This window comes from Pseudomonas abyssi, from assembly GCF_003444685.1.
Lineage (GTDB): Bacteria > Pseudomonadota > Gammaproteobacteria > Pseudomonadales > Pseudomonadaceae > Halopseudomonas > Halopseudomonas abyssi.
Window position 1 is genome coordinate 265,715 of sequence record NZ_LMAZ01000002.1, and the last position, 20,382, is coordinate 286,096.

General features: G+C 60.9%; 13 protein-coding genes and 1 tRNA gene. 6 read left to right on the top strand and 8 right to left on the bottom strand.

Annotation, left to right across the window (positions count from 1 at the left end; translation table 11 throughout):
• Positions 1–134: 134 nt before the first annotated feature.
• A tRNA-Pro gene (locus ASB58_RS09435) sits at positions 135–211 on the top strand.
• 91 nt (positions 212–302) lie between these two features.
• Here the strand turns inward: ASB58_RS09435 and acnA are convergent.
• Positions 303–3,032 (bottom strand): aconitate hydratase AcnA, encoded by a 2,730-nt coding sequence (acnA, locus tag ASB58_RS09440; protein ID WP_118130238.1) that lies wholly within the window; start codon positions 3,030–3,032, stop codon positions 303–305.
• 250 nt (positions 3,033–3,282) lie between these two features.
• On the opposite strand from acnA, the gene ASB58_RS09445 reads away from it, so the two are divergent.
• Positions 3,283–4,842 carry a methyl-accepting chemotaxis protein gene (locus tag ASB58_RS09445; RefSeq protein WP_118130239.1) on the top strand — a complete coding sequence of 520 codons (1,560 nt, stop codon included), beginning with the start codon at positions 3,283–3,285 and terminating at the stop codon, positions 4,840–4,842.
• Here ASB58_RS09445 and ASB58_RS09450 read toward each other — a convergent pair.
• The 7 genes from ASB58_RS09450 to ASB58_RS09480 form a co-directional block, all read right to left on the bottom strand.
• Positions 4,829–6,187: a BatD family protein gene (locus ASB58_RS09450; RefSeq protein ID WP_118130240.1), complete on the bottom strand. Its 1,359-nt coding sequence runs from the start codon at positions 6,185–6,187 to the stop codon at positions 4,829–4,831. The two genes, ASB58_RS09445 and ASB58_RS09450, sit on opposite strands and share 14 nt — an antisense overlap.
• A complete protein-coding gene (locus ASB58_RS09455) occupies positions 6,184–7,773 on the bottom strand; it encodes a VWA domain-containing protein (RefSeq protein ID WP_202974620.1) in 1,590 nt (529 codons plus the stop codon). The genes ASB58_RS09450 and ASB58_RS09455 overlap by 4 nt, the downstream gene beginning before the upstream one ends.
• The gene (locus tag ASB58_RS09460; RefSeq protein ID WP_118130241.1) at positions 7,770–8,753 is read right to left on the bottom strand and encodes a VWA domain-containing protein; all 984 of its coding nucleotides are present in this window, start codon (positions 8,751–8,753) and stop codon (positions 7,770–7,772) included. The genes ASB58_RS09455 and ASB58_RS09460 overlap by 4 nt, the downstream gene beginning before the upstream one ends.
• Positions 8,746–9,291: a DUF4381 domain-containing protein gene (locus ASB58_RS09465; protein ID WP_118130242.1), complete on the bottom strand. Its 546-nt coding sequence runs from the start codon at positions 9,289–9,291 to the stop codon at positions 8,746–8,748. Before ASB58_RS09465 ends, ASB58_RS09460 begins: the two co-directional genes overlap by 8 nt.
• Positions 9,278–10,258, bottom strand: a complete 981-nt coding sequence (locus ASB58_RS09470; RefSeq protein WP_118130243.1) for a DUF58 domain-containing protein — start codon at positions 10,256–10,258, stop codon at positions 9,278–9,280. Before ASB58_RS09470 ends, ASB58_RS09465 begins: the two co-directional genes overlap by 14 nt.
• Before the next feature lie 43 nt (positions 10,259–10,301).
• Positions 10,302–11,282 carry an AAA family ATPase gene (locus ASB58_RS09475; protein WP_118130244.1) on the bottom strand — a complete coding sequence of 327 codons (981 nt, stop codon included), beginning with the start codon at positions 11,280–11,282 and terminating at the stop codon, positions 10,302–10,304.
• A 225-nt stretch (positions 11,283–11,507) separates the two neighbouring features.
• On the bottom strand, positions 11,508–13,097 hold the full coding sequence (locus ASB58_RS09480) for an arylsulfatase (protein ID WP_118130245.1): 1,590 nt from the start codon (positions 13,095–13,097) through the stop codon (positions 11,508–11,510).
• Positions 13,098–13,394: 297 nt separating this feature from the next.
• Here ASB58_RS09480 and glmS (ASB58_RS09485) point away from each other — a divergent pair, with 297 nt between their 5' ends.
• The 4 genes from glmS (ASB58_RS09485) (at position 13,395) to glmS (ASB58_RS09500) (ending at position 20,382) form a co-directional block, all read left to right on the top strand.
• Complete coding sequence (glmS, locus tag ASB58_RS09485) at positions 13,395–15,221, top strand: glutamine--fructose-6-phosphate transaminase (isomerizing) (protein ID WP_118130247.1); 1,827 nt, start codon at positions 13,395–13,397, stop codon at positions 15,219–15,221.
• A 594-nt stretch (positions 15,222–15,815) separates the two neighbouring features.
• A complete protein-coding gene (locus tag ASB58_RS09490; protein WP_118130249.1) occupies positions 15,816–16,250 on the top strand; it encodes a low molecular weight protein-tyrosine-phosphatase in 435 nt (144 codons plus the stop codon).
• A 42-nt stretch (positions 16,251–16,292) separates the two neighbouring features.
• A complete protein-coding gene (locus ASB58_RS09495) occupies positions 16,293–18,518 on the top strand; it encodes a polysaccharide biosynthesis tyrosine autokinase (protein WP_118130251.1) in 2,226 nt (741 codons plus the stop codon).
• Between the two features lie 37 nt (positions 18,519–18,555).
• Positions 18,556–20,382 (top strand): glutamine--fructose-6-phosphate transaminase (isomerizing), encoded by a 1,827-nt coding sequence (glmS, locus tag ASB58_RS09500; RefSeq protein ID WP_118130253.1) that lies wholly within the window; start codon positions 18,556–18,558, stop codon positions 20,380–20,382.

Below are 20,382 nucleotides of genomic sequence, written 5' to 3' on the forward strand. Positions count from 1 at the left end.
CCCACCATCAGCGCCACAGCCTCCACCACCAGCGGTGGAGTCGCCCTGCACACCCGCTAACTCCGCGAAAAACGGCAATTTTTTTCGATTGCCTCTTGTGCGAAAAGCTCTTTTAGGTAAAATGCCGCCCACAACGGAGCGTAGCGCAGCCTGGTAGCGCGTCTCGTTCGGGACGAGAAGGTCGCTGGTTCGATTCCAGTCGCTCCGACCAACAGCAAAACCCCTGACTCAGTGAGTCAGGGGTTTTTCTTTTTGTGCTCGCAAAAAGCAGACGACCGGGCCTTCACCCGGCCGCCCCTCCATCAGTCCAGCATCTCGCGCAACACGTGGTGCAGAATGCCGCCCGCCTTAAAGTAGGCAATCTCGTTGGCGGTATCGATCCGACACAGCACCTCAAACTCGACCACCTTGCCTTCCGGGGTGTGTGCCTTCACCTGCAGACGCTGGCCCGGCTTGAGGTTGTCGTCGATGCCCAGAATATCGATCTGCTCATGCCCATCCAGTCCCAGCTCGGCGACATTTTTGCCGTCGACAAACTGCAGCGGCAGCACGCCCATGCCAACCAGGTTGGAGCGGTGAATCCGCTCAAAGCTCTCGGCTAGCACCGCCTTGACGCCCAACAGGTTGGTGCCCTTGGCGGCCCAGTCACGGCTTGAGCCAGTGCCATACTCCTTGCCCGCCAACACCACCAGCGGCGTACCTTCGCTCTGGTAGCGCATGGCGGCATCGTAAATCGACAGGCGCTCACCGGACGGCACGTGGATGGTCTCGCCACCCTCTTCGCCGCCCAGCATGCGGTTGCGAATACGGATATTGGCGAAGGTACCGCGCATCATCACCTCGTGGTTACCACGACGCGAGCCGTAGGAGTTGAAGTCATCCGGCTCCACGCCCTGGGCCTGCAGGTATTCGCCCGCTGGCGAGCTGGCCTTGATGTTGCCGGCCGGCGAAATGTGGTCAGTGGTGATGGAGTCACCAAACACCGCCAGTACCCGCGCCTGCTCGACCGACTGCAATGGCGCCAGCGGCTGATCGATGGCTTCAAAGTACGGCGGATGCTTCACATAGGTGGAGGCATCATTCCAAGCGTAGGTCTTGCCCTCGCCCACAGCAATCGAGCGCCAATGCTCATCGCCGGTAAATACATCGGCGTAGCGGCTGCGGAACATGTCGTCCTCCACCAGCGCCACCGCATCGGCGATATCCTGATTGCTCGGCCAGATGTCTTTGAGGAACACCGGGCGATTGTCGGCATCCAGCCCCAGCGGCTCTTCGCGCAGGTTGATACGCGTATTGCCGGCCAGCGCATAAGCCACCACCAGCGGCGGCGACGCCAGCCAGTTGGCCTTGACCTGCGGATGCACCCGGCCTTCAAAGTTGCGGTTACCCGAGAGCACGGCCGAGACGGCCAGGTCATGCTCGCTGACGACCTTCGACACCTCATCAGGCAGCGGTCCGGAGTTACCGATACAGGTGGTGCAGCCGTAACCCACCAGGTTGAAGCCCAGCTGGTCCAGACTGTCGGTCAGGCCGGCCTTCTCCAGATAATCGGTCACCACCTTGGAACCCGGCGCCAGCGAGGATTTAACCCAGGGCTTGCGCATCAACCCGCGTTCAACGGCGTTTTTGGCCAGTAGGCCGGCGGCCATCATCACGCTGGGGTTGGAGGTGTTGGTGCAGGAGGTAATCGCAGCAATCACCACTGCGCCATGATCCAGCACGTGTTCTTCACCATCCACCGTAATCGAGGCCTGAGCGTTGGGGCCGCCCACCGCTGTGCCACCGCCGCCTTCGCCTTCCAGACGCGCCTGCTCGCTGTCAGCCGGCGTCATCTGCAGCGCCAGCAGCTCTTCAAAGGCGGCCGGCACATCCGGCAGCGCGACACGGTCCTGCGGGCGGCGAGGACCGGCGAGACTCGCCTCAACCTCGCCCATGTCCAGGTGCAATGTGTCGGTAAACTCCGGCTCATCACCGGCCTCACGCCACAGGCCCTGGGCTTTGCAATACGCCTCTACCCGCGCAACCACCTCGTCAGGCCGGCCAGTCAGGCGCATGTAACGCAGGGTTTCGTCGTCCACCGGGAAAAAGCCGCAGGTAGCACCGTACTCCGGCGCCATATTGGCGATGGTCGCGCGGTCAGCCAGCGGCAGGTCCGCCAGGCCGTCACCGTAAAACTCGACAAACTTGCCGACCACGCCCTTGGCACGCAGCATCTGGGTCACGGTCAGCACTAGGTCAGTCGCGGTAATGCCTTCACGCATACGACCGGTCAGCTTGAAGCCGATTACCTCAGGGATCAGCATCGACACCGGCTGCCCGAGCATCGCAGCCTCGGCCTCAATGCCACCCACCCCCCAGCCCAATACACCCAGGCCGTTGATCATGGTGGTGTGCGAGTCGGTACCCACCAGGGTGTCGGGCCAGGCCCACTGCTCACCGTCCACCTCTGCGGCCCAGACGGTCTGCGCCAGATATTCCAGATTGACCTGGTGACAGATACCCGTGCCCGGTGGCACCACACGGAAGTTGTTAAAGGCTTTCTGCCCCCAGCGCAAAAATTCATAGCGTTCGCCGTTGCGCTGCATTTCAATCTCCACGTTTTGCGCAAAGGCCTGGTCACTGGCAAAGCGGTCCACCATCACCGAATGGTCGATGACCAGATCAACCGGCGACAGCGGATTGATCTGTTCAGGATCGCCATTGGCACGGGCCACCGCATCGCGCATGGCAGCCAGGTCGACCACGGCGGGCACGCCGGTAAAGTCCTGCATCAGTACCCGCGCCGGGCGGTATTGAATCTCACGGTCAGAGCGCCGCTCCTTCAGCCAGTCCGCCATCGCCTTGATGTCGTCCTGCGTCACGGTTTCGCCGTCTTCGTTGCGCAGCAGGTTTTCCAGCAGCACCTTGAGCGACTTGGGCAAGCGCTTAAGCTCCGGCAGCGTCTCTGCGGCCTGGGCCAACGAGTGGTACAGGTAGGTGCTATCACCGACGGCTAGTTGCGCGCGGGACTTCAGGCTGTCTTTCACGGACATATCTCCTCCTAATGTCGAGCACTGGCCACGTTTGTGGTTGCTATAATGGTTCGGTGCCAGCACATGTATTTGGTCCTGAGAGCCGCAATGTCTGTCTGCGCTCTGTGTTCGGAAGACCATAGTGCGCCAAAAATGTTCATGCGGACTATAAAGACACAGTGTTCTGTGACCGATACACCAAGCATAGACAACCCGGCACCCCTGCCAACCCGGCGATCGTGCCGAGAGTCACTCAGTAGAGAATCCGAACATGCGCAACAACCAGCCCGTCACTCAACGAGAACGCACCTTTCCCGAGACCCAGCGGCTGATCTCCACCACCAACCTCAAGGGCATCATCACTTACTGCAATGACGCTTTTGTGGACGTCAGTGGCTTCACCCGGGAAGAGTTGATCGGCAGCCCGCACAATATGGTGCGCCACCCCGACACACCGGCTGCGGTGTTCGCTCACATGTGGGCCGACCTCAAGCGCGGGCGCGCCTGGATGGGCATCGTCAAGAACCGCTGCAACAACGGCGATCACTACTGGGTCAATGCGTTTGTCACACCGATTTATGAGAACGGCCAGGTTCAGGGCTACGAGTCGGTACGGGTGCGCACCACACCCGGCCAGGTGCAACGGGCCGAAGCCTTGTACCAACGCCTGAACAGTGGCCGCAAGGCGGTTACGGCCGACTGGGCTGGCATGGCCCTGACTATCGTCCCCAGCGCACTGATGCTGGCTATCGGCGCCGCCGCAGGTGCGGCGCTGGGCTGGAGCGGCGTGGCGCTGGCGGCCGTGCTGGGTATTCCGGCCGGTCTTGGCCTCAAGGCACTGCTCGACAAGCGCCTTGAGCGCATCATCGGAGCCGCCGAGAGCACCATTACCGACCCGTTGCTGGCGCAGATGTATACGCCCTATCAAGGTGCGTTGGGACAGATCGAGATGGCCATCCACAGCCAGCAGGCGCGCCTGCAAACCTGTCTGACTCGCCTGGCCGACAGTGCCGAACGGCTCAAGCAACAAGCCAGTGAGGCCAGCCAGCTGGCCAGTCAGAGCAGTCAGGGCCTGGCGCAGCAACGCGCCGAGACCGATCAGGTCGCTGCAGCGATCAACCAGATGGCCGCCGCCACCCAGGAAGTCTCAGGCAACGTGCAAAGCACCGCCGACGCCACCCACGAGGCCAGCGACTTGTCATTGCACGGCAAAACGGTCGCTACCCGCGCGCGGCAAGCGATGGAAAGCCTGTCCGGCGCCGTAAACTCAGCCACCACCATTACCAACCAACTCGCCAACGACGCCCGCGAAATCGGCAGCGTCGTCGACGTGATCAAGGGCATCGCCGAACAGACCAACCTGCTGGCTCTCAACGCCGCCATCGAAGCAGCCCGCGCCGGCGAACAGGGGCGTGGTTTTGCTGTGGTCGCGGACGAGGTGCGCGCCCTTGCCAGCCGCACCGCCGAGTCGACCGAGCAAATTCATAATCTGATTGCCAACCTGCAGCAAGCCGCACAAAGCACGGTAGACAGCATGCGCTCGGGCAACGAGCAGGCCGAACGCGGCGTACAACAGGTCAGCGAGGCGGACGACGCGCTAGAGGGCATTCGCCAGGCCATCGAACGTATCAACGAAATGGCCAGCCAGATTGCCAGCGCAGCGGAGGAGCAAAGCAGTGTGGCCGAAGAAATCAACCGCAACGTCAGCAACATCGCCAATCTGGCAGACAACACCTCTCGCGATGCCCAGCGCAGCGCTGCCCTGAGCAACGAGCTGACGGCCACCGCCGAGGCGCAGGTCAATCTGGTGGAGCGCTTTAACCGGCGCTAGTCGGGTTCAGCCCTGGCAGCAGCACCGGATCTGCGCGAGCGCGCAACGCTTGGAGGGGAGGCAAGGCTTGTTCCAGCGCTTGCCACAGCGCGGCAGGTGCCTGATCCGGCACCTTGCCAAAGCGCCATTGCCCAATAGCCGCTAGCGCATCGGCGATGGCCGCTCGGCGCGGCGCGCTCAGCCCACTGGCCTGCTGCTCCAGCCGGTACCAGGCCTGCAGGCAGGCGGCATAATCCTGCGCCTTGACGGCCGCCCGCAGCTGCAATAACGCGCTGACACCAAGCGCATCGCGCTGACGCCTGCGCAGCTGCTGGTGACGCCGCCAGCGCGGCCGTACCCCATACCACGCAGCCCACAACAGCAAGAACACCACCACGAGCAGCAGCACCAGCCAATACTCGGAGCGCTCAACTGCGGCCGCTAAACTCGCCCCGGAGACCTTCAACGCCAGGCCATCAAGTTGCGCGGTTGCGACTTTCTGGTGTCCGGTGTCAAACCAGCTCAGCGCCATAGGCGGCAGACGAGTCGAGCCGCCGGCCTGAGCGATATAGGTCAACCGCTCAATGCGTTTGCCGCCGTCGTCGGCCTCGCTCACCTGCGGCGAGGCCACGTACAACGCCATACCCGCTACCTCTGCCTGCGCATCCAGTGCCGGCAGCAGCAGAGCACTCCCCCCCTCGATGCTCAGGGTGATCTCGCGCTCCAGACTGTCGCCTACCGCCAGTTCGACCGGGTCATCCGTCTTGGCATCAAGCAGCTCAGCGGAGCCCTGGCCGTCGCTCGCGCTGCGGGTCAGCGTGAAGCGCTGCGTTAGCGTGACGGCGCGACCGGCCACGTAGGGTGACAAGCCCGAAGCCGCTGCCGGTATCGTCGCCGTCAGGGTCTGCGCCTCAGTAACCACCTGCTGACTCAGGACCTCACCGCTGCCCGGGTCCTGATACGTCACCGTCAGCGCCTGCGCGCCCAAATTGAACTGACCCGCCGCCAGCGGCGTCAGCTGATAGCTGCGCGTCACGCCGGACCAGGTGCGCCCGTCGATACGACGGCTCAGCGGTGTGGTTGCACGCGCGCCCAACTGGACACGCAGCTGAGGCTGGTCCAGCTCGGCAAACACCACTGGCTTCGGCATGAAGGTCGGAACCAGCACGGTGATCCGCAAGCGAGCGCTTTGCCCGGGCGCCACCTCAGCGGGCGTCAGCTCGCTCGACACTTGGGGTGCCAGCGCCGTCGCTGTCTCGGGAGCAGCTTGCGCGAGCACCCGGACTGAGAGGCTCAGGCCGCTCAGGAGCAACAGCATCACGGCCAGCGATCTGGCAACCAAGGCTCCGCCAACACGATGGTTCATGAGCCCGCCTCCGCTGCTTCCAGCGCGAACCGCTGGCGTAAATATTCGCCGGTGTCAGCGTCGATAGCGTCGATCCACTGATCCGGACTCAGCAGCTCGTCCCCGCGCTCAGCCTGTATGCTGGTTTGCTCGCCGCGCTCAGCCTGATTGTCAAACACCACCTCGTCCGCGCCCTCACCGGCCTCCTCGCCCGTATCGGACTGCTCGCGGGTCTTCTCGACATAGTCGAGGATCTGTTTGGCCAAGGCCAGATTCCGCTCCCCGTCGGGGTAGTCCGGGTCCCTTTGCAATACGGTTTCAAAGGCCTGAACCGCGTCGCGATACTGACGATTGCGAATCATCGCGACGCCCTGGGTATAGGCCGCCTCAGCCGTATCGACCTGCGCCAGCGTGGTGATCGCCGCAGCGTACTGACCATCACGAAACTGGGCATAGCCCTGCCAGGCCGGATCCACAAAGTGCTCACTGGCGCGTGCATAATCGCGCCGCGACATCCACCAACGCCCTTGCTGATCGGGCGTTAAAAAGGCATCCCAGAGCCCCTGCAGCCAGGGTGAAACCGCTTCCCGCTGTGGCTCCGCCCGCTTGGCAACAGAACCGCTGTTGTGCTGCGCCAGCGCGCTGTCCGGCCACCAGGCCGCAGCCGGAGCCAGCCATAGCAGCAGGGCGGCCGCACCCAGCACCCAACCCCGTCGAAACCACAGTAACGCCAGCACCGCCGCCGGCCAGGCCAGCCAGACGCCGTTATCCTGCCAGGCCAGGCGATCATCATCGCGCAGCGCCTGTGCATAGGCGCTGGCAAGCAGCTTCTCCAACTGCGCGAGATCCGTATCATCGGCGCTCACCTGAACGCAGCGGGCGTCGATACTGGCCAGCACCGCATCCTGCTGCCCCTCGGGCAGCATCTGCAGAATCGCCAGCGCGTTGCCGTCATCGCCCCCCGCAAAGGCCGGCGCATTCCTGGCGGCCATGCCATCGCTAACCAACACAATCGTTCCCTTGACGGCACTGGCCTCCAGTACCGCCTGCGACAGAGCGTACGCCTCGGCCGCAACATCACCGTCCTTGGGCATCACCTGCGGACTCAGACCTTCGAGATAAGGCTTGATCAGTTGGGGGTCATTGGTCAGCGGCACCACCAGATGGGCAGAGCCGGCATAAGCGATCAGCGCGGTGTCGGCTCCGGCTCGGCTCGCCAGCAAGCTTTCGATCTTGTGCTTGGCGCGCTCAAGCCGGCTGGGCGGCACATCGCTCGCCAGCATGCCCGGCGTCACTTCCAGGGCAATCACCAGGGGCGCGGTCTGGCTGACGGAGGGGTTGGCTACCCGGTTCCAGCTCGGACCAGCCAGCCCGGTCAGCAAGCAGATCATCAACGCCGCCAGGATATGAGCCGGGGATACCCGGCCGTTGCGCGCCTGGCCGGTGCGCAACGCGCTGGCCAGGTGCGGCGCAAAGTGCTTGGACACCTGATCAGCCTGCTGCTGACGCCGCCGGGACCACCACCAGAGGCCAGCCACAACCGGCAGGCCAAGAAACCACCATGGCCGCAAGAAATGAAAGGCAGACAGCACCTCGAACACCGTCATAGCGGCGCCCTCGCCGACAGCTGCCCGTTACGCAGCGCCCAGGCCAGCGCCATCACCAGCAGTGCCAGCCCCATGGGCCAGGCTGCCAGCGGCCGACGCTCCCGGTAGCTGTGATCGGCCACCTTGCGCGGTGCCAGCGCATCAATCTGTTGGTAGACCTGCGCAAGCGCCGCTTGGTCGGCAGCGGTGAAGCCCGCACCGCCGGTCGCTGCCGCAATAGCCTTGAGCGTGGCGGTATCAACGCGGTTCTCGCCGCTGCCATTCGGGTCACCAATGGCGATGGTGATGATGCGCACCTGGCGATCGGCAGCAATCTGCGCGGCATTGACCGGGCTCATGCGACTGCCTGTGTCAGCGCCATCACTGAGCAGAATCAGCAAGCGCTGCTCCACTTCACTGGCATCAAACTGACGAATCGCCAGACCGATCGCGTCACCCAGCGCCGTATGCGGGCCGGCCATGCCAACCTGTGTGCGCTTCAGCAGCGCCTGCAGCGTGTCCAGGTCGGTGGTCAGCGGCGACTGCACATAGGCCTTTGAACCAAACACCAGCAGCGCCACGCGCTCCCCCTCGCGGCCCTGCAAAAAGTCAGCAATAACCGGTTTCACGCCTTCCAGGCGCTGCAGCGGAGCCTCGCCCTGTGCGGCAAAATCTTTCTCATCCATGGAGCCAGAGATATCGACCGCAACGATCAGATCCCGTGCGGAGGTCTGCCAATGAATCGGCGCACTGACCTGCTCCGGCCGTGCGAGCGCCAGCACCAGCAGGGCCCAGCACAGCGCGCCTGTCAGCCACACCCAGAGTGGGCGCGCCACGACCTGCGCCCCATCAGACGGGGTAACACCGGCAGCGGCAAGGTAGCGATGAAAAAACGGTAACCGCAGCGCTGGCATACGCTGTTTATGCGGTGGTGCCAGCCAGAACACCAACACCGGCAACGGCAGCAGCAACAGCGCCAGCGGCGCAGCAAGCTCAATCACCGGTGCCTCCGCTCAGCGCACGGTGGGTAATGATCCAGCGCTCGACCCGCTGGGTCAGGCCTGCAATATCGCTGCTGTGCTGCGAGCCAGACTGTGGGCAATAGGTCAGACGAGACAGACGGGCGATGGACGGGGCGTCAAAACACGGGGTATCCGGGGCCGTGCACTGATTCAGAAAATCGCACCAGAGCTCGCCCCTGAGCGATGCCACCTGCGCCCGCGGGAAAGCCGCCAGCGCAGTACGCCGCAACACCTCCGCCAGCGCCGCAGCGCCCTCCCCCGCGGCCAGCCGCCGACGCAATTGCTGCAGGGCAGCCCGGCGGTAGCGGTTGGCGTGCCAATGGCGGTAGCGGCGCCAGGCCAACACCATCAGCACCAGCAGCAATAGGCCGCCCAGCACCGCCCAGCCCCAGGTCTGCGGCCACCAGGACACCGCCGCAGGCTCTGGCACCGGCGACAACAAGTCGATCATTTCCGGCAGCATCAAGGTATCGGGCACCGCAGCCGAGCTGTCGGCTATGGCCTCAGCGTCTGCCACGGGACACCCCCAACAACCGATACAGCTGAGCAACCGTAGGCTCGCCGGCGCTCAACGGGGCAATCGACAGACCATAACGCTGCTGCCACTGCAGCAGCTGCTCACGCCGCTGTTGCGAAACCGCATCCAGTGCTGAACGAATCTGTGCGTCACCGGTATCCAGCCAAGCCTGCACCGTACCATCGGACACTACCTGCCCCAGGTCATCAGGTAGTTGCTCGGCCAGCGGGTCGGTCACCGGAGCCAGCACAACATCGTTGTGCTGACACAGCGCACTCAGCAGCGCCTCACTGCGCGCGCCAATCACGTCAAAATCACTCAGCACAATCACCAGATAGTCCCGTCGGGCCAGCCTGGCAACCGACTCCAGCACGTTATCCAGCGACGTCGGTGCGCCTGCCGGCGCATCGGCATGCAACGCCTGGTTGGCACTGGCCAGCAACTGAAGAAAATGCATGACGCCCGCTCTCGAACGGGCGGGACGACATTCGGTGACGCCGGCATCGGTCACCAGCACCGCGCCAACCCGGTCCTGCTGGGCTAGCAGGGCGAAGGCCAGCAAGGCAGCCGCCTCGGCGGCAACTACCGACTTCATGGCGTACACGCTGCCGAAAAACATGGACATGCGCTGATCGACAACAATCAGTGCCGGGCGGTCGCGCTCCTCGGTAAACACCCGCACATGAGGTTCGCCGGTACGCGCGGTTACGCGCCAATCAATGTTGCGAACATCGTCCGCGGGCAAATAGCCGCGCAGCTCAAGAAAATCCAGCCCGCGCCCGCGCAATCGAGAGCCATGACGCCCGCTCAGCACGCTGCTGGCCGGCTGCCGGGGCATCAAATTCAGCGCCTTGGCGTGTCTTTCCAGGCTGCGCAGATGGGTCAGGTCAACATGCACTCGGTTGTCGAACGCGTCCGCTGAAGCCGCCCCCACAACCGGCGCTACCCGAGGTTGGAAAAGTACCATGCCGCCCTCCTGTACCCCTGCTGTACCCCGTTTGCCGCCTGCCTCAGGGCAGCGCCACGACCGCCAGCAACTGGGCGATAACCGCTTCGGTGTCGACCCCTTCGCCCTGCGCAGCAAAGCTCAGGCCGATGCGGTGGCGCAGTACATCCGGGGCCACTGCCTGCACGTCCTGCGGGTCCAGGTAGTCGCGGCCGTTGAGCCAGGCATGCGCACGGCCACAGCGATCCAGCGCCAGACTGGCGCGCGGACTGGCGCCCAGCTCAATCCAGCGCTCGAGCTCAGGCGACAACGCCGCAGGGTGGCGTGTCGCATTGACCAGCTCAGCGATGTACTGCTCCACCGGCTCGGCGACATGCAAGGCAGCGATTTCCCGGCGCGCGGCGAAAATCGCCTGCTGTGCCACCTTGATCGTCTCATTCGCCAACTGCTCTGGCTGCTGGGCTGCCTGCTCTTCACTGCGCACCAAGCGGATAACACTGACTTCATCGGCCACCGCCGGATAATCAATGAGTACCTTCATCAAAAAGCGGTCAAGCTGGGCCTCGGGCAATGGATAGGTGCCCTCCTGCTCAATCGGGTTCTGAGTCGCCAGCACCATGAACAGCTCAGGCAAGCGATGAGACGTGCCGGACACCGTCACCTGGCGCTCTTCCATGGCTTCCAGCAGGGCTGACTGCACCTTGGCCGGTGCCCGGTTGATTTCGTCGGCCAACACCAGGTTGGCAAACAGGGGGCCAGGACTAAAACGAAAGACCGGCCCGCTGTCGCCCTGGTGGTAGACGTCACTGCCGGTCACATCCGAGGGCAACAAGTCAGGGGTAAACTGAATGCGGCTGAAGTCCGCCTCAAGGTGACGCGCCATCGCCTTGATCGCACGCGTCTTGGCCAACCCCGGCAAGCCTTCGATCAACAGGTTGCCGTTAGCCAGCAGGCCAATCAGCAACCGCCGAATAACCTCCTGCTGACCGACGATGGACTGGCCGATGGCGGCCTCCAGCGCCTCTATATCCGCTTTTGCACTCATAGCCTCTCCCTGTAGTGCAACCAACTGCGCGCTTTCTCAATAGGCATTCGCGGGCCCGACATGTCGCGGCCCGACCAGTGAGCAGGCAACAACGAATACCGTGCAACAGGTCGTTGAAAGGCGTTTAGACATGGGTAGGTAGTCCAGACAAACGACTTTCAGCGACCGGCCACCCCCGTGTGCGCTGGTTGTCCAGCGCACACGGGGTTACCTGAGGTTAAAGGACTACTGAGCCGCAGGCGGACTCTGCAGAGAGTCCATCACCTTGTCGAGGCTGAAGCTCGCCGCCTTCATGCGCGGCGGGTACTCCTCAAAGGTCGACATGAACTCAGCCACATAGGCCTGCGCCGGCACCAGCATAAAGGCGTGGTCCAGCACCCAATCGTAGTACGTATTGGAGGTCAGGTTGGCACGCTCATAGGGGTCACGACGCAGGTTGAAGATCAGCGGCACACGCAGCGGAGTGAAGGGGTTGGACCAAACGGCCAAGGTGCCCACAGCACGTTGCTCCATGAAGATCAGCTTCCAATCGTTGAAACGCAGCGCGGTCAGGTCGCCGTCATCAGAGAAGTAAAAAATCTCGTGGCGCGGCGCTTCATCGCTCTCGCCGGTCAGATACGGCAGGAAGTTGTAGCCATCCAGATGCACCTTGTACTGCCGACCGATGGCTTCAGCTTCACCGTCCAGCAACTCCTCTTTGATGTCGTCATTACCCGCAATCGCCAGGAAGGTCGGCAGCCAGTCCATATGATGCATGATGTCGTTGGAGATCACGCCAGCCTCAATATGACCCGGCCAACGCACCATCGCCGGCACCCGCCAGCCACCTTCCCAGTTGGTGTTCTTCTCACCACGGAACGGCGTCATCGCCGCATCCGGCCAGGAGTTCATGTGCGGGCCGTTATCGGTGGAGTAGAACACCAGGGTGTTGTCCGCAATGCCCAGGTCATCCAGTTTTTTCAGGAACAACCCCACATGGCGGTCATGCTCGACCATACCGTCGGCATACTCGTTCTGCCCGGAAATACCGCGCAGCTCATCCTTGACGTGGGTGCGGAAGTGCATACGCGTGGCATTCCACCACACAAACCACGGCTCGCCGGCCTCGGTCTTGCGATCAATAAAGTCCAGCGCTGCCGCCGACGATTCGTCGTCGATGGTTTCCATGCGCTTGCGGGTCAGCGGGCCGGTGTCTTCGATCTTGCCGTCGGCCGTGGAATGGATCACGCCACGCGGGCCAAAGGTCTCCCGAAAGGTCTTGCCGTCTTCCATGACCATATCGCCCGGATAATCCGGAAGCTCAGGCTCTTCCTCGGCATTGAGGTGGTAGAGGTTGCCGAAAAACTCGTCAAAGCCGTTGTTGGTCGGCAGATGTTCGTCCAGGTCCCCCAGGTGGTTCTTGCCAAACTGCCCTGTTGCATAGCCTTCGGCCTTGAGCAACGCCGCAATGGTCGGGTCTTCCGTGCTCAACCCCTCCTTGGCGCCTGGCATGCCCACCTTGGACAGGCCGGTGCGGAATACGCTTTGCCCGGTAATAAAGGAGGAGCGGCCCGCGGTACAGGACTGCTCACCGTAGTAGTCGGTAAACATCATGCCCTGGTCGGCGATGCTATCGATATTAGGCGTCTGGTAGCCCATCAAGCCGTGGGTATAAGCGGAAATATTGGATTGCCCAATATCATCTCCCCACAGCACCAGAATATTGGGTTTTTCGGTTTGCTGAGCGACCGCAGGAGCCGCCAATGCGCATAACAGCGCCAAGGACAGCACACCAGAAAGACGCCGCGATGAGGGTATTGTCTGCCGGTATTCCATTGCTATTCTCCATGCAAGTTAGAGCGCAGCTCAGCCACCGAGAGGTAAAGCCGCACATACCCGAGTGTAGACAGCCCGGGAGTCATCGCCAGCGGGAATAGAAAGACTCACAAATGCAGACACAAACCAACATTATCTAGCCAGCATTGGGCCACTACAAACTCACCTCAAACCGTCAGGGACGCGTTAATTCACTCCACACGCCCTGCGGAGTTGAGCAGCACTTCCCTCCCAATGCCCACCACGCGCGGCGCAGTGATACACTTGCGCTTTTGTTTGCCAGCCAAGGACACCACCATGTGCGGAATCGTCGGCGCCACCGCCCAACGCGATATCACTCCCATCCTGCTTGAAGGCTTGCGCCGTCTTGAGTATCGCGGCTATGACTCCGCTGGCGTGGCAGTACTGAACCCCGGTGACGGTATTCAGCGCGTGCGCGCCGTCGGCAAGGTGGCAGAGTTGGAGAGCGCCCTGCAAGCCACTCCGGTCAGCGGCACCCTGGGTATCGCTCATACCCGCTGGGCTACCCATGGCAAGCCGGCCAAGCACAATGCGCACCCGCATATCTCCAACGGCCTGGCCGTGGTACACAACGGCATCATCGAAAACCACGCCCCGCTGCGTAAACGCCTGCAGGATCTCGGCTTTGAGTTCACCTCCGAGACCGACACCGAAGTGGTCGCCCACCTGCTGGCGCACCACTATGCCGCCAGCGCCAACGTGCTGGACGCCTTCCGCGCCACCCTGGCAGACATCCACGGCGCCTATGCATTGGCGGTTATCCACGAGTCAGAACCCAACACGCTCTACTGCTCGCGCATGGGCAGCCCGCTGGTGATCGGCGAGGGCAGCGGCGAGCACTACCTGGCCTCCGACCCGCTCGCCCTGCTCCAGGTGACTGACCGCTTCCGCTATCTGGAAGAAGGCGACTACGCACGCGTCAACCGCGAGCAATGCGAAATCTGGGATCGCGAGCACAACAGCGCGGACCGTCCGGTCGCACGCTACGAGCACGCCGCGCACAGCCTGGACAAGGGCGAGTACCGCCACTTCATGCTCAAGGAGATCTTCGAGCAGCCCCAGGCGATCAGCGACACCCTGGCCGGCACGCTCGGCGACGATCACGTCCTGACCGCGGTTCTCGGTCCTGAAGCCGAAACCCGCCTGGCAGATATTGCCAACATCCATATCGTCGCCTGCGGCACCAGCTACCACGCCGGCCTGGTCGCCCGTTACTGGATCGAAGAACAAGCCGGCCTGCCGTGTCAGGTAGAAGTGGCCAGCGAATACCGCTATCGCAGCGTGGTCGTGCCCGCCAACACCCTGCTGATCACCATCTCCCAGTCTGGCGAGACCGCCGACACTCTGGCCGCCCTTCGTTACGCCAAGGACCAGGGCTATCTCGCCACTCTGGCGATCTGCAACGTCGCCGGCAGCTCACTGGTGCGTGAAGCAGACTGGCGCCTGCTGACCCACGCCGGCCCCGAAATTGGCGTCGCCTCCACCAAGGCCTTCACCACCCAGCTGGTCGCCCTGCTGTGGCTGACCACCGCCCTGGCACAAACACGGGGCCGCACCGAGTACGTCGCCCGCAACGTCGACGCGCTGCGCGCCCTGCCAGCACAGGTCGAAGCTGTACTCGGTCTGGAGCCTGCGATTACCGAGCTGGCCCAACGCTTTGCCAACAAGCACCACGCGCTATTCCTGGGCCGCGGCCCGCACTACCCCATCGCGATGGAAGGCGCACTCAAGCTCAAGGAAATCTCCTACATCCACGCCGAAGCCTACGCCGCCGGCGAACTCAAGCACGGCCCGCTGGCGCTGGTAGATGAAGACATGCCCGTGGTCAGCGTCGCGCCCAGCGACAGCCTGCTGGAAAAACTGCGCTCCAACCTGGAAGAAGTTCGCGCCCGTGGCGGCCAGCTGATCAACTTCGCCTGCGAAACCATCGAGCCCAGCGGCGACAGCAGCGTCCAGACCGTCGGCCTGCCCTGGGTCGAAGAATGCGTCTCCCCGGTGCTCTACACCCTGCCCCTGCAACTGCTCAGTTACCACGTCGCACTGGTCAAAGGGACAGACGTCGACAAGCCGCGCAATCTGGCCAAATCGGTGACCGTCGAGTAGGTACACTTCTTGCGTAAGCCTGACCAACAACGGCCAGGCTGACAGCCAACCCGCGTGATAGACGAAAGCACTTTAATTCGAGCGAAATTCGCGCCCAAAAATGGCGCACAACAAGGTAAACTGCGCACCGTTTTTAAATAAGGCAATCCGGTGACAGCCCGATTGCAGCGCCGCTGGCGCACCTCAAGAAGATTCGGAACCAATCCGAACATCCCCTCTCAAAGCACCCGGCGCGCAGCCCAAGCCGCACTGCGTCGCCAACCTGCTGTTTTAACGAGAGTTGCAGTATCAGGAAGGTCACAAAAAAGTAACCTTACCTAAACATACTAAGCCGGCCTAAAATGCATCACCGCCCTTCTGGCGCCGCACCACACAAGGCCAGAAGCAAGCAAAGTCCTCAGGATGAAGACTGTAAATCCTGGGGCGGTAGCGTGCCTGAACGCCTGTTTTTTGTGCAGCCAATGCGTCTCGGGCCTGTATCACTATAGCGCCACTGCAAGCTTGACCCCCACCGGGGCCATGGATACAGTCAAACTGCCCTCCGAGCTACCCACAGCACAGAAGGCCGCAACTCAAGGCAGAGACAGCAGCAACATGTTCAATTCCATCCTCATCGTCTGCGTGGGCAACATCTGCCGCAGCCCCATGGCCGAGGCCATGCTTCGAGATCAGCTGGCCGGTAAAAACATCCGCGTCGCCTCAGCCGGCGTCGGCGCCCTGGTCGACAAGCCCATGGACAGCACCGCCTTGGAGGTGCTGCGCGAACACGGTGGTGACCACCCTGATCACAAGGCACGGCAGCTCACCCGCGAGATGGCACATCAGTACGACCTCATCCTCACCATGGAACCACGCCATGTGCAGGACATACTCAAGATAGCCCCAGAGGCACGCGGCAAGACCTTCCTGCTCGGCAAATGGCAAGGCGATCAGAAGATCCCCGACCCCTACCGCCAGCAACGGCCCGCGTTTGAGCACGTTTATCAATTGGTCCAGCAAGGCGTCACCAGCTGGGCCAAGCACCTATAACAAGCACACCAGAATTCCACTCCTGATTTCCGAAGGGATTACATGCAGAACAACACCCCGCCTACGGCACAACAGCACGACAGCGACGAAATCGATCTTCTTGCCCTACTCGGCGCACTAATAGATGGCAAATGGATCATCGCCGGCTTTACCGTCTGCTTTGCAGTCATCGGTGTGGCTTATGCGTTGTTGGCAACACCGGTTTATCAGGCCAACGCGCTGATCCAAATTGAAGAGAAATCGGGCAACACACTCTCTGGTCTGGGTGAGCTGTCGGATATGCTCGGCAGCACTCCTGAGGCCGTAACGGAAATCGAACTGCTGAAATCTCGCGCGGTTATTGGGCAAGCAGTAGACAACCTGAAGCTGGATATCATTGTCGAGCCTCACTACTTCCCCATCATTGGCCGCTGGATGGCCCGCCGCTATCAGCCGGAAACCAAAGGTGAAATAGCCTCACCACTACTTGGTTTTGACAGCTTTGCCTGGGGCGGTGAAAACGTCGATATCTTCCAGCTTGACGTACCAAGTAGTTACCTGAGTAAACCTTTAGAACTCATTGCCGGCGAAAACAACACCTACACCCTTTACAACGATGACGGAGAGATTCTCCTTCAGGGCGCTGTGGGAGAACAGGTCAGCAGCAGCGGCTTTACCATGCAGGTAAAAACGCTGAACGCGCGACCGGAAACCCGCTTTGACGTCATCAAGCAACGCAAGCTGAATACCATCATTGACTACCAGCAACAGCTAGGTGCGGCGGAAAGAGGCAAGGATTCGGGCATCATCAGCCTGAGCATGCAGCACGACGATCCGCAATATGCCATCAGCATCCTGGATGAAGTCAGCCGGCTATATGTGCGCCAAAACGTGGAACGCAACTCTGCCGAAGCCGCGCAAAGCCTTGAGTTTCTCCGAGAGCAACTGCCTCAAGTGCGTAAAGAGCTGGAACGCTATGAGCAAGCGCTCAATGAGTATCAAACCAGCACCAAATCCGTTGATATCACCATTGAAACCCAAGCCATTCTGGACCAGATTGTCGAACTGGACACCCTGATCTCCGAGCAAAACCTCAAACGCGCGGAAATGGAACGCCGGTTCACCCGTCAGCACCCGTCGTATCAAGCGCTGCTTGACCAAATGGAGCAGCTCAAGCGCCAAAAGGCAGAGCTAACCAGCAAGGTAGAGTCACTACCAGCCACCCAACAAGAATTACTGCGCCTGACTCGTGACGTAGCCGTCACTACCGAGGTGTATACCACCATGCTCAATAGCACTCAGGAGCTGGACGTGTTGCGCGCAGGCACCGTGGGTAATGTCCGCGTTATAGACACCGCAGACGTTAATGTTGAACAACCTGTCAAACCCCAAAAAGCCCTGATCGCGATCATCGCAACACTGCTAGGCGGCTTTATCGGCGTAGCTCTAGTGCTGCTGCGCAAAGCCCTTAACCGTGGGGTCGAAGACCCAGATGTCATAGAGCAACTCGGCCTGCCGGTCTACGCAACCATCCCTTTCAGTCGAGATCAGGAAGTAGTCGAGGGCGGTGTAAAAAGTCGCCGCCCTGCTGCTACTGCTACCTCTGGCCTGCTGGCGGTTACCAACCCGGCCGACTTGGCGATCGAAGCCCTTCGCAGCCTGCGCACCAGCCTGCACTTCGCACGCCTCGAAGCAAAAAACAACATCCTGATGATTTCCGGCCCCAGCCCAGGGGTCGGTAAATCCTTCGTCTCTGCCAACCTCGGGGCCATCATGGCTCAAGCGGGCCAACGGGTGCTGTTGATTGACGCCGACATGCGCAAAGGCTACCTGAACAAACTGTTCAAGCTCCCCGCCGAAAATGGATTATCAGAATTGCTCGCGACAAGAATCACCAGCAAGGACGCAATCTACCAAACCGAAGTCGAAGGCCTACAGGTTGTACCGCGCGGTCAAATACCTCCTAACCCATCGGAGCTATTGATGCATGCTAACTTCACTAGTTTCTTGGACAATGTTAAAGACGAGTACGACATTGTCATTGTGGATACCCCCCCTATCCTTGCCGTAACAGACGCTGCGATCGTCGGTCGCCACGTGGGCATGAGCCTCATCGTTACCCGCTTTGCCGTAAATGCCGCTAAAGAAATCGAAGTCGCGATGCGGCGGTTTGAGCAAAACGATATTCAGCTCAAAGGGGCAATCTTCAATGCGGTAGAGAAAAAAGCCTCCTCGTATGGATATGGCAACTATGGCTACTACAACTATGAATACAAATCAGACAAATAACACTCAAGCCCAACCAGGCAAAGGACTGTCCTAAATCATGTGCGGAATCGTCGGCGCCACAAGTAATAGAAACGTTGTCCCTATTCTTCTTGAGGGGCTAAAAAGGCTTGAGTACCGCGGATACGACTCTGCGGGCATTGGCATTATCAAGGGTGAAACAATTCACAGCTGGAAAGCCACTGGCAAAGTCAAGGAGCTGGAAGCTTGCATTGCCGCAGCACCCGATACAGCTCAAACGGGTATCGCACACACTCGCTGGGCCACGCATGGCAAACCGCTCAAGCACAACGCACACCCCCATCGCTCGGACAGGCTCGCCGTGGTGCACAACGGCATCATTGAAAACCATTCAGGCTTGCGCAAGAAGCTAAAAGAGCAAGGATATGAGTTCAACTCGGACACAGATACCGAGGTAATCGCTCACTTGCTTGCCAGCCACTATCGTAAAAGCGAAGACTTGCTCGTCGCATTGCGTAATACGCTCAACCAATTACGCGGTGCCTACGCCATCGGGGTGATTCACGAAGACCAGCCGGAGATGCTCTACTGCGCCCGCCAAGGCAGCCCTTTGGTCATTGGGGTTGGCAGTGAAGAGCACTTTATCGCCTCCGACCCACTCGCCTTGCTGCAGGTGACGGACACCTTTGTCTATCTGGAGGAAGGCGATCACGCTGTTATTAGCCCGTGCGGTATTAAGCAATGGGACGCAAGCAACAATCCCAAACAAGTAAATAGTCAACGCTACGAGCATGCTGAACACAGCATGGAGAAGGGCGAATACCGGCATTACATGCTGAAAGAAATACACGAACAACCCGCGGCGCTGCGCGACACCTTGACAGGATTGTTTACAGAAGATCGCGTTTTGACCGCCATTCTTGGGCCTGAAGCAGAAAAGCGGCTACACGAAGTACAAAATATTCACATTGTCGCCTGCGGTACTAGCTACCATGCAGGCCTGGTCGCTCGCTACTGGATTGAAGACATTGCCGGGCTCGCCTGCAATGTTGAGATTGCCAGCGAGTTTCGTTACCGCCGCGTCGCTGTACCCGCCAACACATTACTGGTCTGTATCTCTCAGTCAGGCGAGACAGCGGATACACTAGCCGCTTTGCGCCACGCTAGGCATGAGGGCTACCTGGCCACCCTGGCCATTTGCAACGTGCCTGGCAGCTCATTAGCCCGCGAAGCAGATTGGCGACTACTGACCAAAGCCGGCCCGGAAATTGGCGTGGCGTCGACCAAGGCTTTTACTACTCAGCTTGCCGCCTTACTCTGGCTAAGCGCCGCACTCGCCCAGACCCACGGAGCGCCGCCAGAAATTACCGGCGAGATTGTCCGCGCCTTGCATGGCTTACCAAGCCAAGTCGAACAAGCGCTCCAACAAGACGCTGAGATTCAGCGCTTGGCAGAGCGCTTTGCAAACAAACAACACACGCTTTTTCTGGGCCGCGGCCCCCTGTATCCCATCGCCATGGAAGGCGCACTCAAGCTAAAAGAAATCAGCTATATACATGCTGAAGCTTATGCTGCTGGCGAACTAAAACATGGCCCGCTGGCACTAGTTGATGAAAGCATGCCGGTTGTGTCTGTCGCGCCCAACTGCCAACTATTGGAGAAACTTAAGTCCAACCTGGAAGAGGTGCGGGCTCGCGGTGGCCAGTTAATTAACTTCGCCTGCGAGACAGCAGACATGCAAGATCAAGATGGCATCACTCACATCCACATGCCTTGGGTGAATAGCTGCATCGCTCCCATTCTTTACACTCTTCCCCTGCAACTGCTCAGCTACTATGTGGCCTTAGTCAAGGGCACAGACGTCGACAAGCCCCGCAACCTTGCAAAGTCAGTCACTGTTGAGTAG